17 protein-coding genes are annotated in these 16548 nt (G+C 67.7%); 4 read left to right on the top strand and 13 right to left on the bottom strand.

What is annotated here, in order from left to right:
- Positions 1-13 precede the first annotated feature (13 nt).
- From def to MRBLWO13_RS12610, 3 genes are read right to left on the bottom strand one after another with little or no spacing between them, the layout of a single operon-like run.
- Positions 14-505 carry a peptide deformylase gene (gene def / locus MRBLWO13_RS12620; protein WP_341974342.1) on the bottom strand — a complete coding sequence of 164 codons (492 nt, stop codon included), beginning with the start codon at positions 503-505 and terminating at the stop codon, positions 14-16.
- Positions 505-2337 (bottom strand): AAA family ATPase, encoded by a 1833-nt coding sequence (locus MRBLWO13_RS12615; RefSeq protein ID WP_341974341.1) that lies wholly within the window; start codon positions 2335-2337, stop codon positions 505-507. The genes def and MRBLWO13_RS12615 overlap by 1 nt, the downstream gene beginning before the upstream one ends.
- 53 nt (positions 2338-2390) lie before the next feature.
- Positions 2391-5798, bottom strand: a complete 3408-nt coding sequence (locus MRBLWO13_RS12610) for a pyruvate carboxylase (RefSeq protein WP_341974340.1) — start codon at positions 5796-5798, stop codon at positions 2391-2393.
- A 93-nt stretch (positions 5799-5891) separates the two neighbouring features.
- On the opposite strand from MRBLWO13_RS12610, the gene MRBLWO13_RS12605 reads away from it, so the two are divergent.
- Positions 5892-6704 carry a ParA family protein gene (locus tag MRBLWO13_RS12605; protein ID WP_341978387.1) on the top strand — a complete coding sequence of 271 codons (813 nt, stop codon included), beginning with the start codon at positions 5892-5894 and terminating at the stop codon, positions 6702-6704.
- A 65-nt stretch (positions 6705-6769) separates the two neighbouring features.
- Here the strand turns inward: MRBLWO13_RS12605 and MRBLWO13_RS12600 are convergent, their stop codons facing one another.
- From MRBLWO13_RS12600 to MRBLWO13_RS12590, 3 genes are all read right to left on the bottom strand, one after another.
- Complete coding sequence (locus MRBLWO13_RS12600) at positions 6770-7315, bottom strand: MerR family transcriptional regulator (RefSeq protein WP_102192732.1); 546 nt, start codon at positions 7313-7315, stop codon at positions 6770-6772.
- Positions 7316-7414: 99 nt separating this feature from the next.
- A complete protein-coding gene (locus tag MRBLWO13_RS12595) occupies positions 7415-8104 on the bottom strand; it encodes a MerR family transcriptional regulator (protein ID WP_341974339.1) in 690 nt (229 codons plus the stop codon).
- Positions 8104-8586, bottom strand: a complete 483-nt coding sequence (locus MRBLWO13_RS12590) for an FHA domain-containing protein (protein WP_341974338.1) — start codon at positions 8584-8586, stop codon at positions 8104-8106. The genes MRBLWO13_RS12595 and MRBLWO13_RS12590 overlap by 1 nt, the downstream gene beginning before the upstream one ends.
- 101 nt (positions 8587-8687) lie before the next feature.
- Here MRBLWO13_RS12590 and MRBLWO13_RS12585 point away from each other — a divergent pair, with 101 nt between their 5' ends.
- The 3 genes from MRBLWO13_RS12585 (at position 8688) to MRBLWO13_RS12575 (ending at position 11711) form a co-directional block, all read left to right on the top strand.
- Positions 8688-9353 (top strand): copper resistance protein CopC, encoded by a 666-nt coding sequence (locus tag MRBLWO13_RS12585; protein WP_341974337.1) that lies wholly within the window; start codon positions 8688-8690, stop codon positions 9351-9353.
- A gap of 9 nt (positions 9354-9362) precedes the next feature.
- A complete protein-coding gene (lpdA, locus tag MRBLWO13_RS12580; RefSeq protein ID WP_341974336.1) occupies positions 9363-10760 on the top strand; it encodes a dihydrolipoyl dehydrogenase in 1398 nt (465 codons plus the stop codon).
- Between the two features lie 102 nt (positions 10761-10862).
- Positions 10863-11711 (top strand): siderophore-interacting protein, encoded by an 849-nt coding sequence (locus tag MRBLWO13_RS12575; protein ID WP_341974335.1) that lies wholly within the window; start codon positions 10863-10865, stop codon positions 11709-11711.
- 12 nt (positions 11712-11723) lie between these two features.
- Here the strand turns inward: MRBLWO13_RS12575 and MRBLWO13_RS12570 are convergent, their stop codons facing one another.
- The 7 genes from MRBLWO13_RS12570 to MRBLWO13_RS12540 all read right to left on the bottom strand — a co-directional run bounded on the left by MRBLWO13_RS12570 (position 11724) and on the right by MRBLWO13_RS12540 (position 16499).
- Positions 11724-12863, bottom strand: coding sequence for an NAD(P)/FAD-dependent oxidoreductase (locus MRBLWO13_RS12570; RefSeq protein WP_341974334.1), 1140 nt, complete (start codon positions 12861-12863; stop codon positions 11724-11726).
- Positions 12856-13572, bottom strand: a complete 717-nt coding sequence (locus MRBLWO13_RS12565; protein WP_341974333.1) for a methyltransferase domain-containing protein — start codon at positions 13570-13572, stop codon at positions 12856-12858. Before MRBLWO13_RS12565 ends, MRBLWO13_RS12570 begins: the two co-directional genes overlap by 8 nt.
- Positions 13562-14722: a type III polyketide synthase gene (locus MRBLWO13_RS12560; protein WP_341974332.1), complete on the bottom strand. Its 1161-nt coding sequence runs from the start codon at positions 14720-14722 to the stop codon at positions 13562-13564. Before MRBLWO13_RS12560 ends, MRBLWO13_RS12565 begins: the two co-directional genes overlap by 11 nt.
- Before the next feature lie 76 nt (positions 14723-14798).
- Positions 14799-15413, bottom strand: a complete 615-nt coding sequence (locus MRBLWO13_RS12555; protein WP_341974331.1) for a CYTH domain-containing protein — start codon at positions 15411-15413, stop codon at positions 14799-14801.
- Positions 15406-15618, bottom strand: coding sequence for a response regulator (locus MRBLWO13_RS12550; protein WP_341974330.1), 213 nt, complete (start codon positions 15616-15618; stop codon positions 15406-15408). Before MRBLWO13_RS12550 ends, MRBLWO13_RS12555 begins: the two co-directional genes overlap by 8 nt.
- A 55-nt stretch (positions 15619-15673) precedes the next feature.
- Positions 15674-16144: an A24 family peptidase gene (locus MRBLWO13_RS12545; protein ID WP_341974329.1), complete on the bottom strand. Its 471-nt coding sequence runs from the start codon at positions 16142-16144 to the stop codon at positions 15674-15676.
- A gap of 64 nt (positions 16145-16208) precedes the next feature.
- A complete protein-coding gene (locus tag MRBLWO13_RS12540) occupies positions 16209-16499 on the bottom strand; it encodes a DUF1905 domain-containing protein (RefSeq protein WP_341974327.1) in 291 nt (96 codons plus the stop codon).
- Positions 16500-16548 lie beyond the last annotated feature (49 nt).

The following is a 16548-nucleotide window of genomic DNA, read 5'->3' as shown; positions in this document are numbered from 1 at the left end:
CCTTCGTCATTGCTCAGAACCAGGCGCTCTCGCGCACCTCGCGCATCGCCACCTTGCGCGTCTCCGGATCGAGACGCGTGAGATAGAGCTTGCCGTCGAGGTGATCGGTCTCATGCTGCAGCGCCTGGGCGAGCAGACCCTCGCCCTCCAGGACGACCGGGTTGCCGTCGAGGTCGATCCCCTCGACGCGGGCCCATGGATGCCGAGGCGTGTCATGCCAGAGTCCGGGAACGGACAGGCATCCCTCCCCCGTCGGCACGGCGTCACCGCGCACCTCGGTGAGGACGGGGTTCAACACGTACCCGATATCGCCGTCGATGTTGTAGCTGAAGGCGCGGACGGCGAATCCGATCTGGGGGGCGGCGACGCCGGCACGTCCCGGCAGCTCGACGGTCTCCACCAGATCGGCGACGAGCGCGCGAATGCCGTCATCGATCTGCTCGATCGGGGAGCAGACGGTGCGCAGGACGGGGTCGCCGAACACACGGATCTCACGGACGGCCATCAGGCGGCCTTGGCGCGCAGGCCCTCGACCAGGAGCGCCGCGAGTTCGCGAGCCGCCTGACGAGTCTCCGGCCTCAGGTTCGCGAAGACGATGGTGCCGCCACCGGCGATCTGAGCGTCGTACGGCACGCGCACCACACGCTTCGCCCGGGTGGCGAAATGCGCTTCGAGTTCGTTCAGGCGCACCAGCGGAGCGCCAGGGGTGGACTGATTGAGCACGATGATCGCTTCACGCGCCTGCTCGGCGTAGCCGTTCGTCTCCAGCCAGGTCAGCGTCTCGGAGGCGAGCCGCGCCTCATCGACGCTGAGTCCGGAGACGACGACGATCTGGTCGGAGAGATCGAGGGTCGCCGACATCACGGAGTGCACGATGCCGGTGCCGGTGTCGGTGAGCACCAGCGAGTAGTAGTGCGCGGCGACATCGGCGACATCGCGATAGTCGCTGTCGTTGAAGGCCTCGGCGATGCGCGGGTCGGCATCCGACGCCAGGACGTCCAGTCGCGTGGCGTCACGGGAGACGATCGCGGAGATGTCGTGGTAACCCCTGACCTCGTCGTGGATGCGGACGAGGTCGCGGACCGACTTGCTGTGGTTCGGGCGGACGATGCGATCCGCCAGCGTGCCACGATCGGGGTTGGCGTCCACCGCGATGACGCGATCCTCGCGGGCATCGGCCAGTGCCATGCCGAGCAGTGCAGTGATCGTGGTCTTGCCGACACCGCCCTTGCGCGAGAGGACCGGCACGAAGCGAGCACCACCGGCGAGGGGAGCCGAGATCCTCGTCGTGAGCGCCTTGCGCTCACGCGCGCGACGTCCATCGCCGATGTTGATGCGACGGCCGGACAAAGTGTAGAGGAGGTGGCTCCATGCCCCCTCCGGCTCGGGCTTGGCAACCTGGTGCGGATCGAGGAGGCGATCGGCGGTGAGCAGATCGGCGCTCTCCCGCGCGGCCTCACCGAGATCGTCCAGACGCTTCGAGGTCAGCGTGACGTCGTTGCGTGCCGCGGCGCGCCGCGGCTGCGCGGCGATCGCCTTGTCGTTCGAGGTGTCCACGGGAGGGGTCTCCTTCTTGGCGGTCAGCGGTCGGACGGACGCCGCCGACACTGCGGATGCCGCCAGGTCGGCGCGCGCCTGAGCAAGGAACTGTGCAGCGGCAGCGGCCTCGGTATCGGCGTCGGTATCGGCGGCCCCGGCGTCGGCGGCGTCCTCGACGACGGGTTCTTCGATGACACCCGTGTCCGCGCCGACGACTTCTTCGACGACGACGGGTTCTTCGACGACAGCATCCTCGACGACCGGCTCTTCGACGAGCGGCTCCTCGACGAGCGGCTCCTCGACGACAGCATCCTCGATGAGGACGTCTTCGATGACGGCCGCGTCCTCGACGGCAGGGGCCTCGACGGCCGAGTCCTCGACGATGTCGTCCTCATCGAGTGCTTCCGCGACGGCCGGCTCCTCCACCGCTTCCGTCTCGACAGACTCCCCGACGGGCTCCGTCTCGATTCGCTGTTCCTCGGCATCCGCGATGCTCGTCGCCTCGGGCTCGGCAGGGATCTCGATGATGATGTCGGCGGCGTGGATGCGGCCGATGGCACGCGCATCCTCGAACGGCGTCTCGTCGACGATGACGTCGTCGACGATGAGGTCGGTGACGATCTCGCCCTCGACGACACCGTCGTCGGCGAGGTCGTCCTCATCGTCCTTGGGCAGCGCGACGCTCACCTGAGCGGTGCCGCCGAGGATGCCGATCCCCGTCGTGTCCAAAGACGCGGCGTCATCCAGCACCCCCCGCGAATCGTCCGCAAGCGGGTCGTCGAAGTTCTTCGGGGTCACGATGTCGCTCCAAGCTTGTGCGGGCCTCGGGTGCGCGGCCCGCCCGGACAAGATTAGTGCGCTGGGCGGATGACGACCAAAAGATCTCCCGCATCCACCTGCTGCGGGGAGGAGATCGCGAGACGTTCCACGACGCCGTCGGTGGGTGCGGTGATCGCTGCTTCCATCTTCATCGCCTCGATCGATGCGACCGGCTCACCCGCTCGAACGGATGCTCCGACCTCCGCCTTCAGCGTCACCACGCCGGAGAACGGCGCGGCGATGTGGCCCGCGATCGACGTGTCGGCCTTCTCCACCTGGTGCGCGTCGACGACGATGGAGCGATCGCGGACGAAGACCGGACGCAACTGACCGTTCAGCGTCGTCATCACGGTGCGCATGCCCTTGTCGTCCGCTTCGCCGATGGCTTCGAGCCCGACGAACAGCTGCACGCCGCGGTCGATCTCGATGACGTGCTCCTGCCCGGGGACCAGCCCGTACAGGTAGTCGCTGGTATCGAGCACCGACAGGTCTCCGAACAGTTCCCGCATCTGGGAGAACTCTCGCATCGGAGCCGGGAACAGCAGGGTGTTCAGACGCGCGCGTCTGCTGGCGCTGTCGCCCGCCAGTGCCGTCTCGTCATCCGCAGAGATCTCGGTGACCCCGATACGGATCTCGCGGCCGGCGAGCACCTTGGTGCGGAACGGCTCGGGCCATCCCCCGGGCAGTTCGCCCAGCTCGCCCGCCATGAAGCCGACGACGGAATCCGGAACGTCGTACTTCCCCGGGTTCTCCTCGAAGTCGGCGGGGTCGGCCTTGACGGCGGCGAGGTGCAGGGCCAGGTCGCCGACGACCTTGGACGACGGCGTGACCTTCGGAACGCGACCGAGGATCCGATCGGCCGCGGCATACATGTCCTCGATCAGCTCGAAATCGTCGGCGAGCCCGAGCGCCTTGGCCTGCTGGCGCAGGTTCGACAATTGACCGCCCGGGATCTCGTGGTGGTAGACCCGACCGGTGGGGCCCGGAAGACCGGACTCGAACGGCGCGTACTGATGTCTGACCGCCTCCCAGTACGGCTCGAGGTCCGATACCGCGTCGAGCGAGATGCCGCTGTCGCGATCGGTGTGCGCCAGCGACGCGATCAGGGCCGAGAGCGAAGGCTGGCTCGTGGTACCGGAGAGGGGTGCGGATGCCGCATCCACGGCGTCCACGCCGGCCGCACTGGCCGCAAGGAGAGTAGCGAGCTGCCCACCCGGCGTGTCGTGGGTGTGCAGGTGCACCGGGAGGTCGAAGCGCTCGCGGAGCGCACTGACGAGCTTCGCCGCAGCCATGGGCCGGAGGAGGCCCGCCATGTCCTTGATCGCGAGGATGTGGGCGCCCGCGTCGACGATCTGCTCGGCGAGGCGCAGGTAGTAGTCGAGTGTGTAGAGATCCTCGGCCGGATTCAGCAGGTCGCCTGTGTAGCAGAGCGCGACCTCGGCGACGGCGGTGCCGGTGGCGCGAACGGCTTCGATCGCCGGGCGCATCTGATCGACGTCGTTGAGCGCGTCGAAGATGCGGAAGATGTCCACGCCGCTGGCCGCTGCCTCGGCGACGAACGCCTCGGTCACGGCCGTCGGGTAAGGGGTGTAGCCCACGGTGTTGCGGCCGCGGAGAAGCATCTGGATCGCGACATTCGGCAGCGCCGCCCGCAGCTTGTCCAGTCGCTCCCACGGGTCTTCGCCGAGGAAGCGCAGTGCGACGTCGTAGGTCGCACCGCCCCAGGCCTCCACCGAGAGCAGCTGCGGGGTGAGGCGGGCGATGTGCGGGGCGACCGCGACCAGGTCGCGTGTGCGTACTCGCGTCGCCAGCAGGGACTGGTGCGCGTCGCGGAACGTCGTGTCGGTGACGGCCAGTGCCGTCTGCGCTCGAAGGCTCCTGGCGAACTCCTCGGGGCCGAGTTCGAGCAGTCGCTGCCGCGAACCCGGTGCGGGAATAGCATCCAGGTCGATCGCCGGAAGCTTGGTCACCGGGTCGATCGCACCCGGATGAGCCCCGTTCGGCTTGTTGACCGTGACATCGACCAGCCAGTTCAGGATCTTCGTGCCCCGGTCCTTGGACACTCGGCCGCGCAGCAGATCGGGCCGCTCGTCGATGAACGAGGTGCTCACATCGCCGGCGATGAACGACTCGTCCTCGAGCAGCGCCTGCAGGAACGCGATGTTCGTGGAGACACCACGGATGCGGAACTCCGCCAGCGCTCGACGGGCACGGGCGACCGCGGCGGGGAAATCGCGCCCGCGGCAGGTGAGCTTGGACAGCATCGAGTCGAAATGCGGGCTGATCTGCGAACCGGCGGCGGTCGTGCCGCCGTCCAGGCGGATACCCGCGCCGCCGGGCGAACGGTAAGTGGTGATCTTGCCTGTGTCCGGGCGGAATCCCTGCGTCGGATCCTCGGTCGTGATCCGGCACTGCAGTGCGGCTCCGCGCACGTGCAGAAACTCCTGCTGCAGACCGAGCTCTGCGAGCGTCTGGCCCGCGGCGATCCGCATCTGGGTCTGGACGAGGTCGACGTCCGTGATCTCCTCGGTGACCGTGTGCTCGACCTGGATACGCGGGTTCATCTCGATGAAGACGACTTCGCCCGCTCGCTCCCCCGCCGTCTCCAGCAGGAACTCCACCGTGCCCGCGTTCTCGTAGCCGATCGATCGCGCGAACGCCACACCATAACCGTGCAGGGCCGTGCGGACGCTGTCGTCGAGGTTCGGCGCCGGAGCGATCTCGACGACCTTCTGGTGGCGGCGCTGCACCGAGCAGTCGCGCTCGAACAGGTGAACGGTCTCACCGGTCTTGTCGGCGAGGATCTGCACCTCGATGTGGCGTGGGCGCACGACGGCCTGCTCCAGGAACATCCGCGCGTCGCCGAAGGCGCTCTCTGCCTCGCGCATCGCTTCGGCCAGCGCCGGAGCGAGCTCGCCCTTCGACGCGACCCTACGCATCCCACGCCCGCCGCCACCGGCGACGGCTTTGGCGAAAAGCGGGAAGCCGATGTCGTCGGCCTGCGCGACGAGGGCATCGATGTCGTCGGATGCTTCGGTCGAGCGCAGCACCGGAACTCCGGCCTCGATGGCGTGCCGCTTCGCTTCGACCTTGTTGCCCGCCATCTCAAGGACGTGGGCGGGCGGCCCGATGAAGACGATGCCGTTCGCCGCAGCCTTCTCCGCAAGTTCCGGGTTCTCCGACAGGAAGCCGTATCCGGGATAGATCGCGTCGGCGCCGGACTCCCTGGCGACGCGGATGATCTCGTCCACGTCGAGGTAGGCGCGCACCGGGTGGCCGCGCTCCCCGATCTGGTAGGCCTCATCCGCCTTCAGGCGATGCAGGGATCCACGGTCCTCATAGGGGAAGACAGCGACCGTCCTGGCTCCCACCTCGAACGCGGCGCGGAAGGCCCGGATCGCGATCTCGCCGCGATTGGCCACAAGGATCTTCTGGAACATGCACACCTCTGAGAGCTCGACGTGCGGCGTTTTCGTCGCACATGGGGCGGGGCTGAGTGTTTCCTCAGCCTAGGGGAAGGTAACGTGGAGTCCGTGCACGTACTCAGCGTCAGCTCTCTCAAGGGCGGTGTCGGCAAGACGACCGTGACTCTCGGCCTGGCCTCAGCGGCTTTCGCCCGAGGCGTCCGGACCCTCGTCGTCGACCTCGACCCGCAGTCCGATGTGTCAACCGGCATGGATATCCAGGTTGCCGGCCGGCTCAACATCGCTGATGTCCTGGCGAACCCGAAGGAGAAGATCGTCCGCCAGGCGATCACCTCCAGCGGCTGGGCGAAGGTCCACCCCGGAACGATCGACGTGCTCATCGGCAGCCCTTCGGCGATCAACTTCGACGGACCGCATCCGAGCGTCCGCGACGTCTGGAAGCTCGAAGAAGCCCTCGCCGCGGTCGAAGCCGATTACGATCTCGTGCTCATCGACTGCGCCCCGTCGCTGAATGCCCTCACCCGCACGGCCTGGGCTGCGAGCGACCGCGTCATGGTCGTCACCGAGCCGGGTCTGTTCTCGGTCGCGGCGGCCGATCGAGCCCTTCGCGCGATCGAAGAGATCCGTCGCGGACTCTCCCCTCGTCTGCAGCCGCTCGGCATCGTGGTGAACCGGGTGCGCCCGCAGTCGATCGAGCACCAGTTCCGCATCAAGGAACTGCGCGATATGTTCGGGCCTCTCGTGCTCGCCCCGCAGCTTCCGGAGCGTACCTCGCTGCAGCAGGCGCAGGGCGCCGCGAAACCCTTGCACATCTGGCCGGGCGACTCCGCTCAGGAACTCGCCGCGGACTTCGACTCGCTGCTCGATCGAATCATCCGCACCGGTCGTATCACGGTTTCCGAGACGGGCACCCAGTCCTGACAACCAACGCAGAATAAAAACGGCCATCCTCTCGCGAGGGTGGCCGTTCTCTTTCGAGTCGGAGACTACGCCGAACGCTTGGTTCGGCGAGCCGAGAGTTCGTCGACCGGGTCCGGTGCCGTCGGATCGAACTCGACGAGCGTCGACTCCACTTCGCGGAGCACCTTCCCGACGGCGATGCCGAAGACGCCCTGACCGCGGCTGACCAGGTCGATGACCTCGTCGTTCGAGGTGCAGAGGTAAACCGACGCACCATCGCTCATGAGCGTGGTCCCGGCGAGATCGCGGATGCCGGCAGCGCGAAGCTGGTCGACGGCCGTACGGATCTGCTGAAGCGAGATGCCCGTGTCGAGCAGTCGCTTGACGAGCTTGAGGACCAGGATGTCGCGGAAGCCGTAGAGCCGCTGCGAACCGGACCCGCTGGCGCCGCGGACGGTGGGAACTACCAGCTCGGTGCGCGCCCAATAGTCCAGCTGGCGGTACGTGATCCCGGCTGCGCGTGCGGCGACCGCACCGCGATAGCCGACCTCATCATCCATGGCGGGCAGACCGTCCGTGAAGAGGAGTTCGGACACGAACCGCGGGTCGCCTGAAAGCTCATCCGCATTCATCTGAAATCCTCCCTGGAGCCGTTACCTCCACGCTAGAGCAGTGCCCCAGCAGCAGCAATGACATCTGCACTTCGGTGCAGGTGTGTCGCAATCAGTTCGTTACGAAAGCACTCGCGAGAGGGCATCCTTGACGAACAGCGAGCGCACTTCGTCGATCTTGGTGGCCAGCTCCGGGGCCATCTCGCTCGCCTTGGCGCGCGAGATGGCATCCGTCCGGCGCAGCAGCGCGGACATCGCCGATTCGATGAGCGCCACTTCGCGTTCTGCCCCCTGCCGGATGGAACGCAGATGCCGAGGCTCGATGCCGTGCCGATCCAATGCGACGAGACCACGGAGCAGTGCGACCGTCGCTTCGGGATATGTCTCGGACGCTGTGATGACGCCGGTGCTGATCGCGTCGTTGAGAAGCTGCGGGCCGGCACCGGCCGCGGAGAGCAACTCGCCGCGACGGTAGCGTCGCGGCGGAGGCGTGATCGAGGGCGGCGGTGCAAGAGCCGCTCCGGCTCCGCCATTCGTCTCGGCGTCGTCGAGCTGCTCCCGGATGACGCTGAGCGGCAGATAGTGGTCGCGCTGCAGCACGAGGCCGAGGCGCAGCCGTTCGATGTCCGCCTGCGAGAACTTGCGGTAGCCCGACTCGGTTCTCGAGGGCGTCACGATGCCCTGCACCTCGAGGAAGCGCAGCTTGCTGGAGGTGAGTTCCGGAAACTCCGGGGTGAGCCGCGCGAGCACCTGACCGATGCTCAGAAGACCCGCGGACGCTGAGCGTTCGCGGGCGTGAGGTGCCGCCATCAGCCGTTCGCCGCCGAGCGGTCGACGGATGAGAGGAAGAAGTTCAGCCGGAACTTGCCGACCCGCAACTCGGAACCGTCGACGAGTGCACTGCGGTCCACTCGCTCCCCGTTCACGTAGGTGCCGTTGAGCGAGCGCTGGTCGATGATCTCGAAGGACGAGCCGTTGCGAGTGATCTCAGCATGACGACGCGACACGGTCACATCATCGAAGAAGATGTCCGCCTCCGGGTGACGACCGACCGTCGTGACGTCGGTGTCGAGGAGGTAGCGGGCGCCGGCGAGTGCGCCGGAGCGCACCAGCAGTAGCGCTGATCCGGCGGGCAACGCCGCGATCGCGGACTGCTCGACCTCGGTCAGCTCCGCCCCGAAGGGAACGAACGACAGATCGGAATCATGCCCGAACGTCTGCGTTACATCGTGCTTCTGCTCGCCGGAACGGTGAATCGCTTCCCCGCCCGATCGGCTCTCGCTGTCTGTCACAGTGGCCCTCCTCGTTGTCCAGACTATCCGATGCCGGGGGCGCCGCGGGAGGTCGGGTTCGCACTCAGCCCGCACATACCGGAGATTCATAGGCTGACCAGGTGCACACGACCGTTCGCCACCGCCCCGCTGTCCCGCTCACCGCCCCGTTCGCTCTCGCCGCGACGCTGTTAGCGGCTTTTCTGGTGCTGGGCACTCCGGTACCGGCATCCGCGCACGACAGCCTGCAGGCATCGAGTCCGGCCGCCGATACGACGGTGGAGACGCTGCCAGCCGAGCTGACGCTCACCTTCAGCGCGAAGCTGATCGACGGCGAAGGGGCGACGGAAGTCGTGGTCACGGATGCCGCCGGCCGATCTGTGACCGACGGAGCAGCGACCGTCGACGGCGCGATCGTCACCCTGCCGCTGGTGGCCGAGGCGGACGCCGGCGTCTACCACGTGATCTGGAAGGTCGTCTCCAGCGACGGCCATCCGACAGACGGGGAGTTCTCCTTCACCGTGGCCACGAGCACCCTCACGGAACCGACCGCAGCGCCGACCACCGCCCCCGCCCCCTCGGAGACGCCGTCGGCCGAGCAGAGCCCGCCGGCCACCGCGACGACCGAGGGCACTCCCGCGGACGGCGATGCGTTCCTGGACGCTCTGCCCTGGATCATCGGTGCCGTGGTCGTCGCGGGGCTCGGCGGCGCGGTCGTCGCCGTCATGGTCTCGAGGGCCCGTCGCAGGGGCGCTGCATCCGATTCCGACGACGCCTCAGCGCGCTAGGCTTGAGGCATGCCACACTACGATGTCGTCGTTCTCGGCGCGGGTCCTGGCGGATACGTCGCCGCCGTTCGCAGCGCACAGCTCGGCCTGTCCACTGCCATCATCGAGGAGAAGTACTGGGGCGGTGTCTGCCTCAATGTGGGCTGCATCCCCTCCAAGGCTCTTCTGAAGAACGCAGAGCTCGCGCACACCCTGAAGCACAAGGCCGAGTTCTTCGGCATCTCGGGTGAGTTCACGCTCGACTTCGGCAAGGCGTGGGATCGCAGCCGCGAGGTGGCCGACGGTCGCGTCAAGGGCATCCACTTCCTGATGAAGAAGAACAAGATCACCGAGTACGACGGTCGCGGGACCTTCACCGGCCCCAAGGCGATCTCGGTCGCGAAGACCGATGGCACGACCGAAGAGGTCACCTTCGACAACGCCATCATCGCCACCGGCTCGACGGTGCGCCTGCTTCCCGGCGTGACGCTGAGCGACAACGTCGTCACCTACGAGGCGCAGATCCTCTCGCGTGAGCTGCCGGAATCGATCGTCGTCGTCGGCGCCGGCGCCATCGGCATGGAGTTCGCGTATGTCATGACGAACTACGGCGTCAAGGTCACGATCATCGAGTTCCTCGACCGTGCGCTCCCGAACGAGGATGCGGACGTCTCCAAGGAGATCGCCAAGCAGTACAAGAAGCTCGGCGTCGAGATCCTCACCTCGACCAAGGTCGAGACGGTCGTCGACAACGGTTCTTCCGTCACCGTCACCTACACGGCCAAGGACGGCCAGCAGAGCTCGATCGAGGCCGACAAGGTCCTGATGTCGATCGGCTTCGCTCCGAGTGTCACCGGCTTCGGCCTGGAGAACACCGGCGTGAAGCTCACCGACCGTGGCGCGATCGACATCGATGACCACATGCGCACCAACGTCGAGGGCATCTACGCGATCGGCGATGTCACCGCCAAGCTGCAGCTCGCCCACGTCGCAGAGGCGCAGGGCGTGGTCGCCGCCGAAACCATCGGCAAGGCCGAGACGATGACTCTGGGCGACTACCGGATGATGCCGCGGGCGACGTTCTGCTCGCCCCAGGTGGCGTCCTTCGGTCTCACCGAGCAGCAGGCCAGGGACGAGGGACGCGACATCAAGGTCGTGTCGTTCCCGTTCATGGCCAACGGCAAGGCGCATGGCCTCGGCGAGCCGGTCGGCTTCGTGAAGCTCATCGCGGACGCCGAGCACCTCGAACTCATCGGCGCACACATGATCGGTCCGGACGTCTCGGAGCTCCTCCCCGAGCTCACGCTCGCGCAGAAGTGGGATCTGACGGCTCTCGAGCTCGCTCGCAACGTGCACACCCACCCGACGCTGTCCGAAGCCCTGCAGGAGGGCTTCCACGGCCTCGCCGGGCACATGATCAACTTCTGATCAGCCTGACCTGAAACGGCCTGACTACGTATCCGTAGTCAGGCCGTTTTCAATCCGGCCCGCTGCCCATCGCCGCCCCAGTTCCCCCACGGAGGAGATCCCATGACCGAGCCGAACCGCCTGTATGGAGAAGTCGTCGAAACCGAGCTCCTCTCTCCCCATCTGCTGCGCGTCGTCCTCGGCGGATCCGGGCTGGACGCCTTCGAGCCGATCGAGGACACCGACCAGTACGTGAACTGCTTCTTCCTCCCCGACGGAGCTCCCTATGAGGTCCCGTTCACCGACGACGCGGTCCGGGAGCTCCCGCGCGACCAGCGCCCGTTCGCCCGCAGGATCACCGTGCGCGCGTGGGACCCCCGGACGCGGCAGCTGGCCCTCGATTTCGTCGCCCATGGCGATGTCGGGTACGCCGGGAGATGGGCGCTGCACGCCCAGCCCGGCGACCGGCTGCAGCTGCGTGGCCCGGCCGGCGGCTACCGCCCTGAGGAGGACGCCGACAGCTATCTGTTCGTCGGCGACGCCAGTGCGCTTCCCGCGATCGCCGCATCCGCTGAGGCCGTTCCCGAGGGACGACCGGTGGTGATCATCGCCGAAGTCGGCTCGGCCGAGGACGAGATCCCACTCGCCTCGCCGGGCGAACTCACCGTGCGCTGGGTGCACACGGTCGACGGCGGAGACCCCGACGCCCTCCTGGCCGATGCCGTGGCCGCACTTCCCCCGCTGGAGGGAGTCGTGAGCGCCTTCGTGCACGGCGAGGCCGAATCAACACGCGCGGTGCGCCGCGTGCTGCTGAGCGCGGGCATCGTCGCCGAGGATCGTCTGTCCTGCTCCCCCTACTGGCGCCTCGGATACGATGACGAGGCATGGCGATCCGTCAAGGCGGCCTGGGTCCGCGAAGTCGCCGCCGAGACGCTTCCCACCCCGGTGCGTAGCGAACCATCATCCGCCTGACGGTTACCGCTCCTAAAGCCCCTTCATCGTGATCGTGTCCGCCATCCGTCCGTTCCCGGCGCCCGACCCGAGCACGCGGATCAGGAGTTCTCGGGTGTGCACGACGAGAGGCTGCGCCGGAGCACCCATCGCCATGTAGAAACGGGCACGGCTCTGGGTGCGGCGAGCAGCTCGTCTGCTGCGCCGTTCGAACCCGCGGAGGCCCGTCGTCCCGCGCCCCAGCGATTGCTCGATCCGGTCGGCGAGGCGCAGGGCATCCAGCCAGCCGAGGTTCATCCCCTGTCCCCCGATCGGGCTGATCTCGTGCGCGGCATCCCCGAGCAGGAAAACGCGGCCCACGACCGTACGGGCAGCGAGATGCTGAGCCGCCCGGAACGCCGTCGGCCGGACGCCGTCGGGGACGGTCAGCCCGACACCCGTGCGTTCCTCGATCGCCGCGCGGAGATCGGCGGCGTTCCAGCGCGCACTCGCCGCGGCTGCTGAGCCGCCCGACGCATTCCGCACCACCCATCGCCGGGTGCCGCCGGGGAGCGGGAAGGACTCCACCAGTCCTCCCGGTTCGCAGTACAGACGTGCACGCGAGTCCGCGGCAGGGGCGGGGACATCCATCATCAGGTAGTCCGCGGTGCCGCGCCGCCGCTGCCATCCGACTCCGAGCATCTCGCGGGTGCCGCTGCGTACACCGTCCGCTGCGACGAGAAAGGATGATGTGAGCTCGCGACGGTGCCCGCCGATGTCGACGGTCAGTCTGACGAACTCGTCCTCGTCTCTGACGGCGAGCGCGTCGCATCCCGACCGGAGAGCCGCCGCGTCGACCTGTTCGAGTCGTTCGCGCAGCAGTGCGCCGGTCCGATGCTGCGGCAGGACCAGGACCGGTCGATCACGCGTGAAGTCGACAGAAGCCAGCGTGCGTCCCCGGCTGAGCACATCACCGCCTTCCAGCGCCAACGCTTCCGCGCGCACACGATCGCCGATCCCGGCCGCATCGAGGGCGTCCAGACCGGGCGGGTGGATTCCGATCGCCCTGCTGCGTTCGTCTGCTCCGGTGCGCTTCTCGCAGACGGCGACGTCCATCCCCCGCTGGGCGAGCAGGCAACCGAGCAGCAGCCCCACCGGGCCCGCTCCGACGATCACGACGTCGTGGTCAGGCATCGGCCCGCTCCCACCGCAGTTCCAGCCGGGCCGGAACCCCTGGCCGCACCGCCCATCCGGCCGGCACCACGGCCGTCAACTCCCGCGCGGTGTATGAGCGGCGGATGCTGGTCAGCCCATCATCTCGAATGAACGATCCGGCGAGAAGATTTCCGGCGAACGGCCACGTGGCGGCGGCGAAGAGCGCATAAGCGGCTCTGCTCCGAGCGATGTCGTGATGCACGACGAGGCCACCATCGCCGACGAGTCGACGGGTATCCGCCAGAAGCTCCTGCAGCTCATCGGCGGCGAGGTGATGGAGCAGATGGTTGGACATCACCACATCGAAGACGGCGCCCTCTCGAACCAGATCGGAGGTGTGCGCGCAGCGGTATCGCACCCCCGCGCCATCGTCATGGGACTCGGCCCAGCTCACCGCGCGACGGTCGGCATCCAGCGCGGTGATCTCGGCATCGAGGCCGTCCCGGTGCAGCCGCCTGGCGAGTTCACGGCACAGGTCGCCGCCGCCGGCACCGACATCGAGGATGCTGATCGAGCGTCGCCTGGCGCGCGGGCGCACATCACGCCGATAGATGAGTCCTGGGCGGGAGACGATCGCGTTCACCAGCCGGAATCGCTGATACGTGCGATCCAGCATCCGGCGATCCGCACCAGGGTCGTCCATCAGCTCGCGCAGCCCCACCGCGCGAGCCGACAGTTCAGGCGGCATGGCTCCTCGGGGCGACGACGGTCATCAGAGCGCTCTCCGCGGTGAGTCCTGGGCCGAAGGCCATAGCCGACACCCGATCGCCGTCCTGCGCCCCTTCGTCGAGGATCCGCTTCATGACGAAGAGGACGGTGGCGCTGGACATGTTGCCGTTCGTGCGCAGGGTCTCGCGCGCGGGATGGAGCTGCTCGTCGGTGAGGCCCAGCTTCTCCTGCACCCGGTCGAGGATGCTGCGCCCGCCGGGATGGATCGCCCAGTGCTGGACCGCCTCGCCGATCGCGTCGTCTTCGAACGCCGCGGCGAGCGCGGGCTCCGCGTACAGCGGCCGGATCGCGTCGTGGATGCTCTCGCCGATGATCTGCGGCACCGCGGTCGAGAGGACCATCTCGAATCCCTGATCGCCGATCGTCCAGGCCATGTCCTGCTCTCCCCTCTCCGTGATCGCGGTGTGGAACCGGTCCAGGCGCAGGGCCGGCACGTCCGAGTCGAATGTGCGCGCGGTGACGATGCCCGCTGCCGCACCGTCCGCGAAGAGGGAGGAGGCGACGATCAGGTCGGGGTCGTCGGAGGAGCGCAGATGCAGCGTGCACAGCTCGACACTGACGACGAGCACCACCGCATCCGGATCGGCCGCGCAGAACTGGCTCGCCGCCCGCAGCGCCGGCATCGATGCGTAGCAGCCCATGAACCCCAGGTGGTAGCGCTGTACTCCGTCGGGCAGACCGAGGGCGCGCACGATCTCGTAGTCGGGACCGGGTGCATGGAATCCGGTGCAGGACACCGTGATGACGTGGGTGACATCGGCGGCGGTGATGTCCGGGTCGGCATCCACCGCTCGGCGCGCCACCTCGACGAACAGCCGGCCGGCCTCGCGCGTGTACAACTCGTTGCGCACTTTGGTGCCAGGAGCGAGCAGTTCACCGGATGATCTGTCGAAGAATGTCGGTTCGTCGACGTCAGCTTTCAACGACAGTTCGGTGAGCACCGTGTGCCGGGTCTCGATGCCGGACACATTGAACGACGTCGCCACGATCCGCTTCGCCAACCGCCCGATATCGGGCTGGGCGGCGAAGACATCTCGCACCTCCTCCTGGATCAGAACAGTGTCGGGGACCATCGTCTGCAGGGACCGGAGCACGGGAGCGAGGCGCATGCTGTCACTCAAGCATGCTGCGTGCCTCCACGGAAGGGGGTGGCATCGAGACCGCTTCTCTGCGATGCTCGCCTGTTCAGAAGCCGAGCGCGCGGGCGAGTTTCGAGCCGGATGCCGAGTGCCGCCCGCCGGCGGCGAAGACCGCTGTCTGCACGGCGAGGAAGAACGTCGTTCGACCTGCGGCATCGGTGGGTGCCGCCGGTCCCAGCTCCATCTCCCACTCCCGCCATTCGCGCTGCGTGCCGGTGCGGAGGTCCGTGGCGCGGACATGGTCGTCGACGAACTCGGCGACGACACCGTCTGGACCGGTGAGCAGATAGGCGACGCGGTCGTTCTCGATGCGCGCCAACGGGGTGAGCGGCTCTGTCGTCCAACGGGCGATCATGTCGGCGATGGCATCAGGGAGGGCGTCGCCCTCTCCGAGCGGCCAGCCGAGCTCGAGGCGTCCGTCCCCCTCCCGGGGTCCCTTCAGATGCCACCCCGCGTCGGGTCCGCCCGTGCGCCGGCGCAATGCGACACCGGAACGCGAGAGAGTGCCGTCGACAGTATCGAGGTAGCGTGCGTCGAGGGCCCTGACCTCTCCCTCGGTGACCGCGTCCACGCCGGGGATCGCGTCCCAGTTCGGCAGGGGCGTCTCGGGGTCGACGTCGAACTTGCGCTCGATCTCGACCGTTCGGGAGGGTTCAGTCATCTGCCGGATTGATGTCCTCGAGGGACTCGTCGTACCAGTAATCGATCTCGGTGGGCCCGTCGTGCGGGCCGGTGTTCTCCGGTTCGCCGCGTCGGTTGTACACCACCTGAGTCTCGCTGTAGGGGACGATCAGCTTGTCGTCCGCGTCGCCGAGGGGAATGATCTGCCCGTCCAGCGGGCCGCCGTGAAGCCGTGCAAGTGCCATGTGCTCACCCTAGCGTCGCTCCGCTGCAGCGAGGGAGAAGGCTGCGGCGGGGCATTCAGCCCGCCGCGACGCCGAGGATGGCCCCGACGATCATCCATGGGCCGAAGGCGATCCGAGTCGAGCGATCCGCGCGACGCAGGGCCATCAGCACCAGCGCGTACAGCGCACCGAGCACGAAGGCGGATGCCGCTCCGACGGCGAGCGCCTGCCAGCCGTGCCACCCCAGCACCACCCCGATCACGGCGGCGAGTTTCACATCCCCGCCGCCCATGCCTTCCCTGCTCACCATGCGCAGCGCCGCATAGAAACCGCCCAGGATCAGCATCCCCAGCACTGCCCCGATCAGCGGCCGGGACTGTCCGGTCAACAGTGCTTCGGCCACCACGAGCACCAGCAGCGCGACGAGCGTGGGCAGGACGATCCTGTTCGGCAGCCGGTGCGTCCGCACGTCGATGACAAGGAGCCAGCCGCCGATTCCGAGCAGCGCGAGGTGCACGACGACGGCGAGCACTTCATGGAGGGCCATCAGGGAAGGCTAGAAGATCGGCGGGTGCCGCGTGCGCGGGCTGTGGATAACTCGTCGCGCCGCGTCAGAGGCCGACGATGTCGAGGTGGACCAAGACGATATCGCCCTCGCCGATCCCCTGGGCCTCGCGAATCGCCTTCTTCAGCGGCAGCACGTAGCCCGCGTCACCGGGAAAGATCGAGGTCGTCCAGTGGGAGGAGCCGATTGCGGCGTGCACCCGGAGGGAACCGAATCCGCGTGACGGTGCGGGCAGCTCGCGCAGGTCGTCGGAGAGCTCTTCCGGCATGGTCGCGAAGAACCACGATGCCGTGCGCGCGTCCCACCGGGTCACGGCGCTCTCGAATTCGATCCGCATGGCCACAGCGTAGTCAGCGCATCCGACATCGCTGCGCTCGCACTGATGT

The sequence above is a fragment of the Microbacterium sp. LWO13-1.2 genome, from assembly GCF_038397725.1.
In the GTDB taxonomy this organism is placed as follows: domain Bacteria; phylum Actinomycetota; class Actinomycetes; order Actinomycetales; family Microbacteriaceae; genus Microbacterium.
This window is presented reverse-complemented; position numbering and strand designations above follow the sequence as displayed.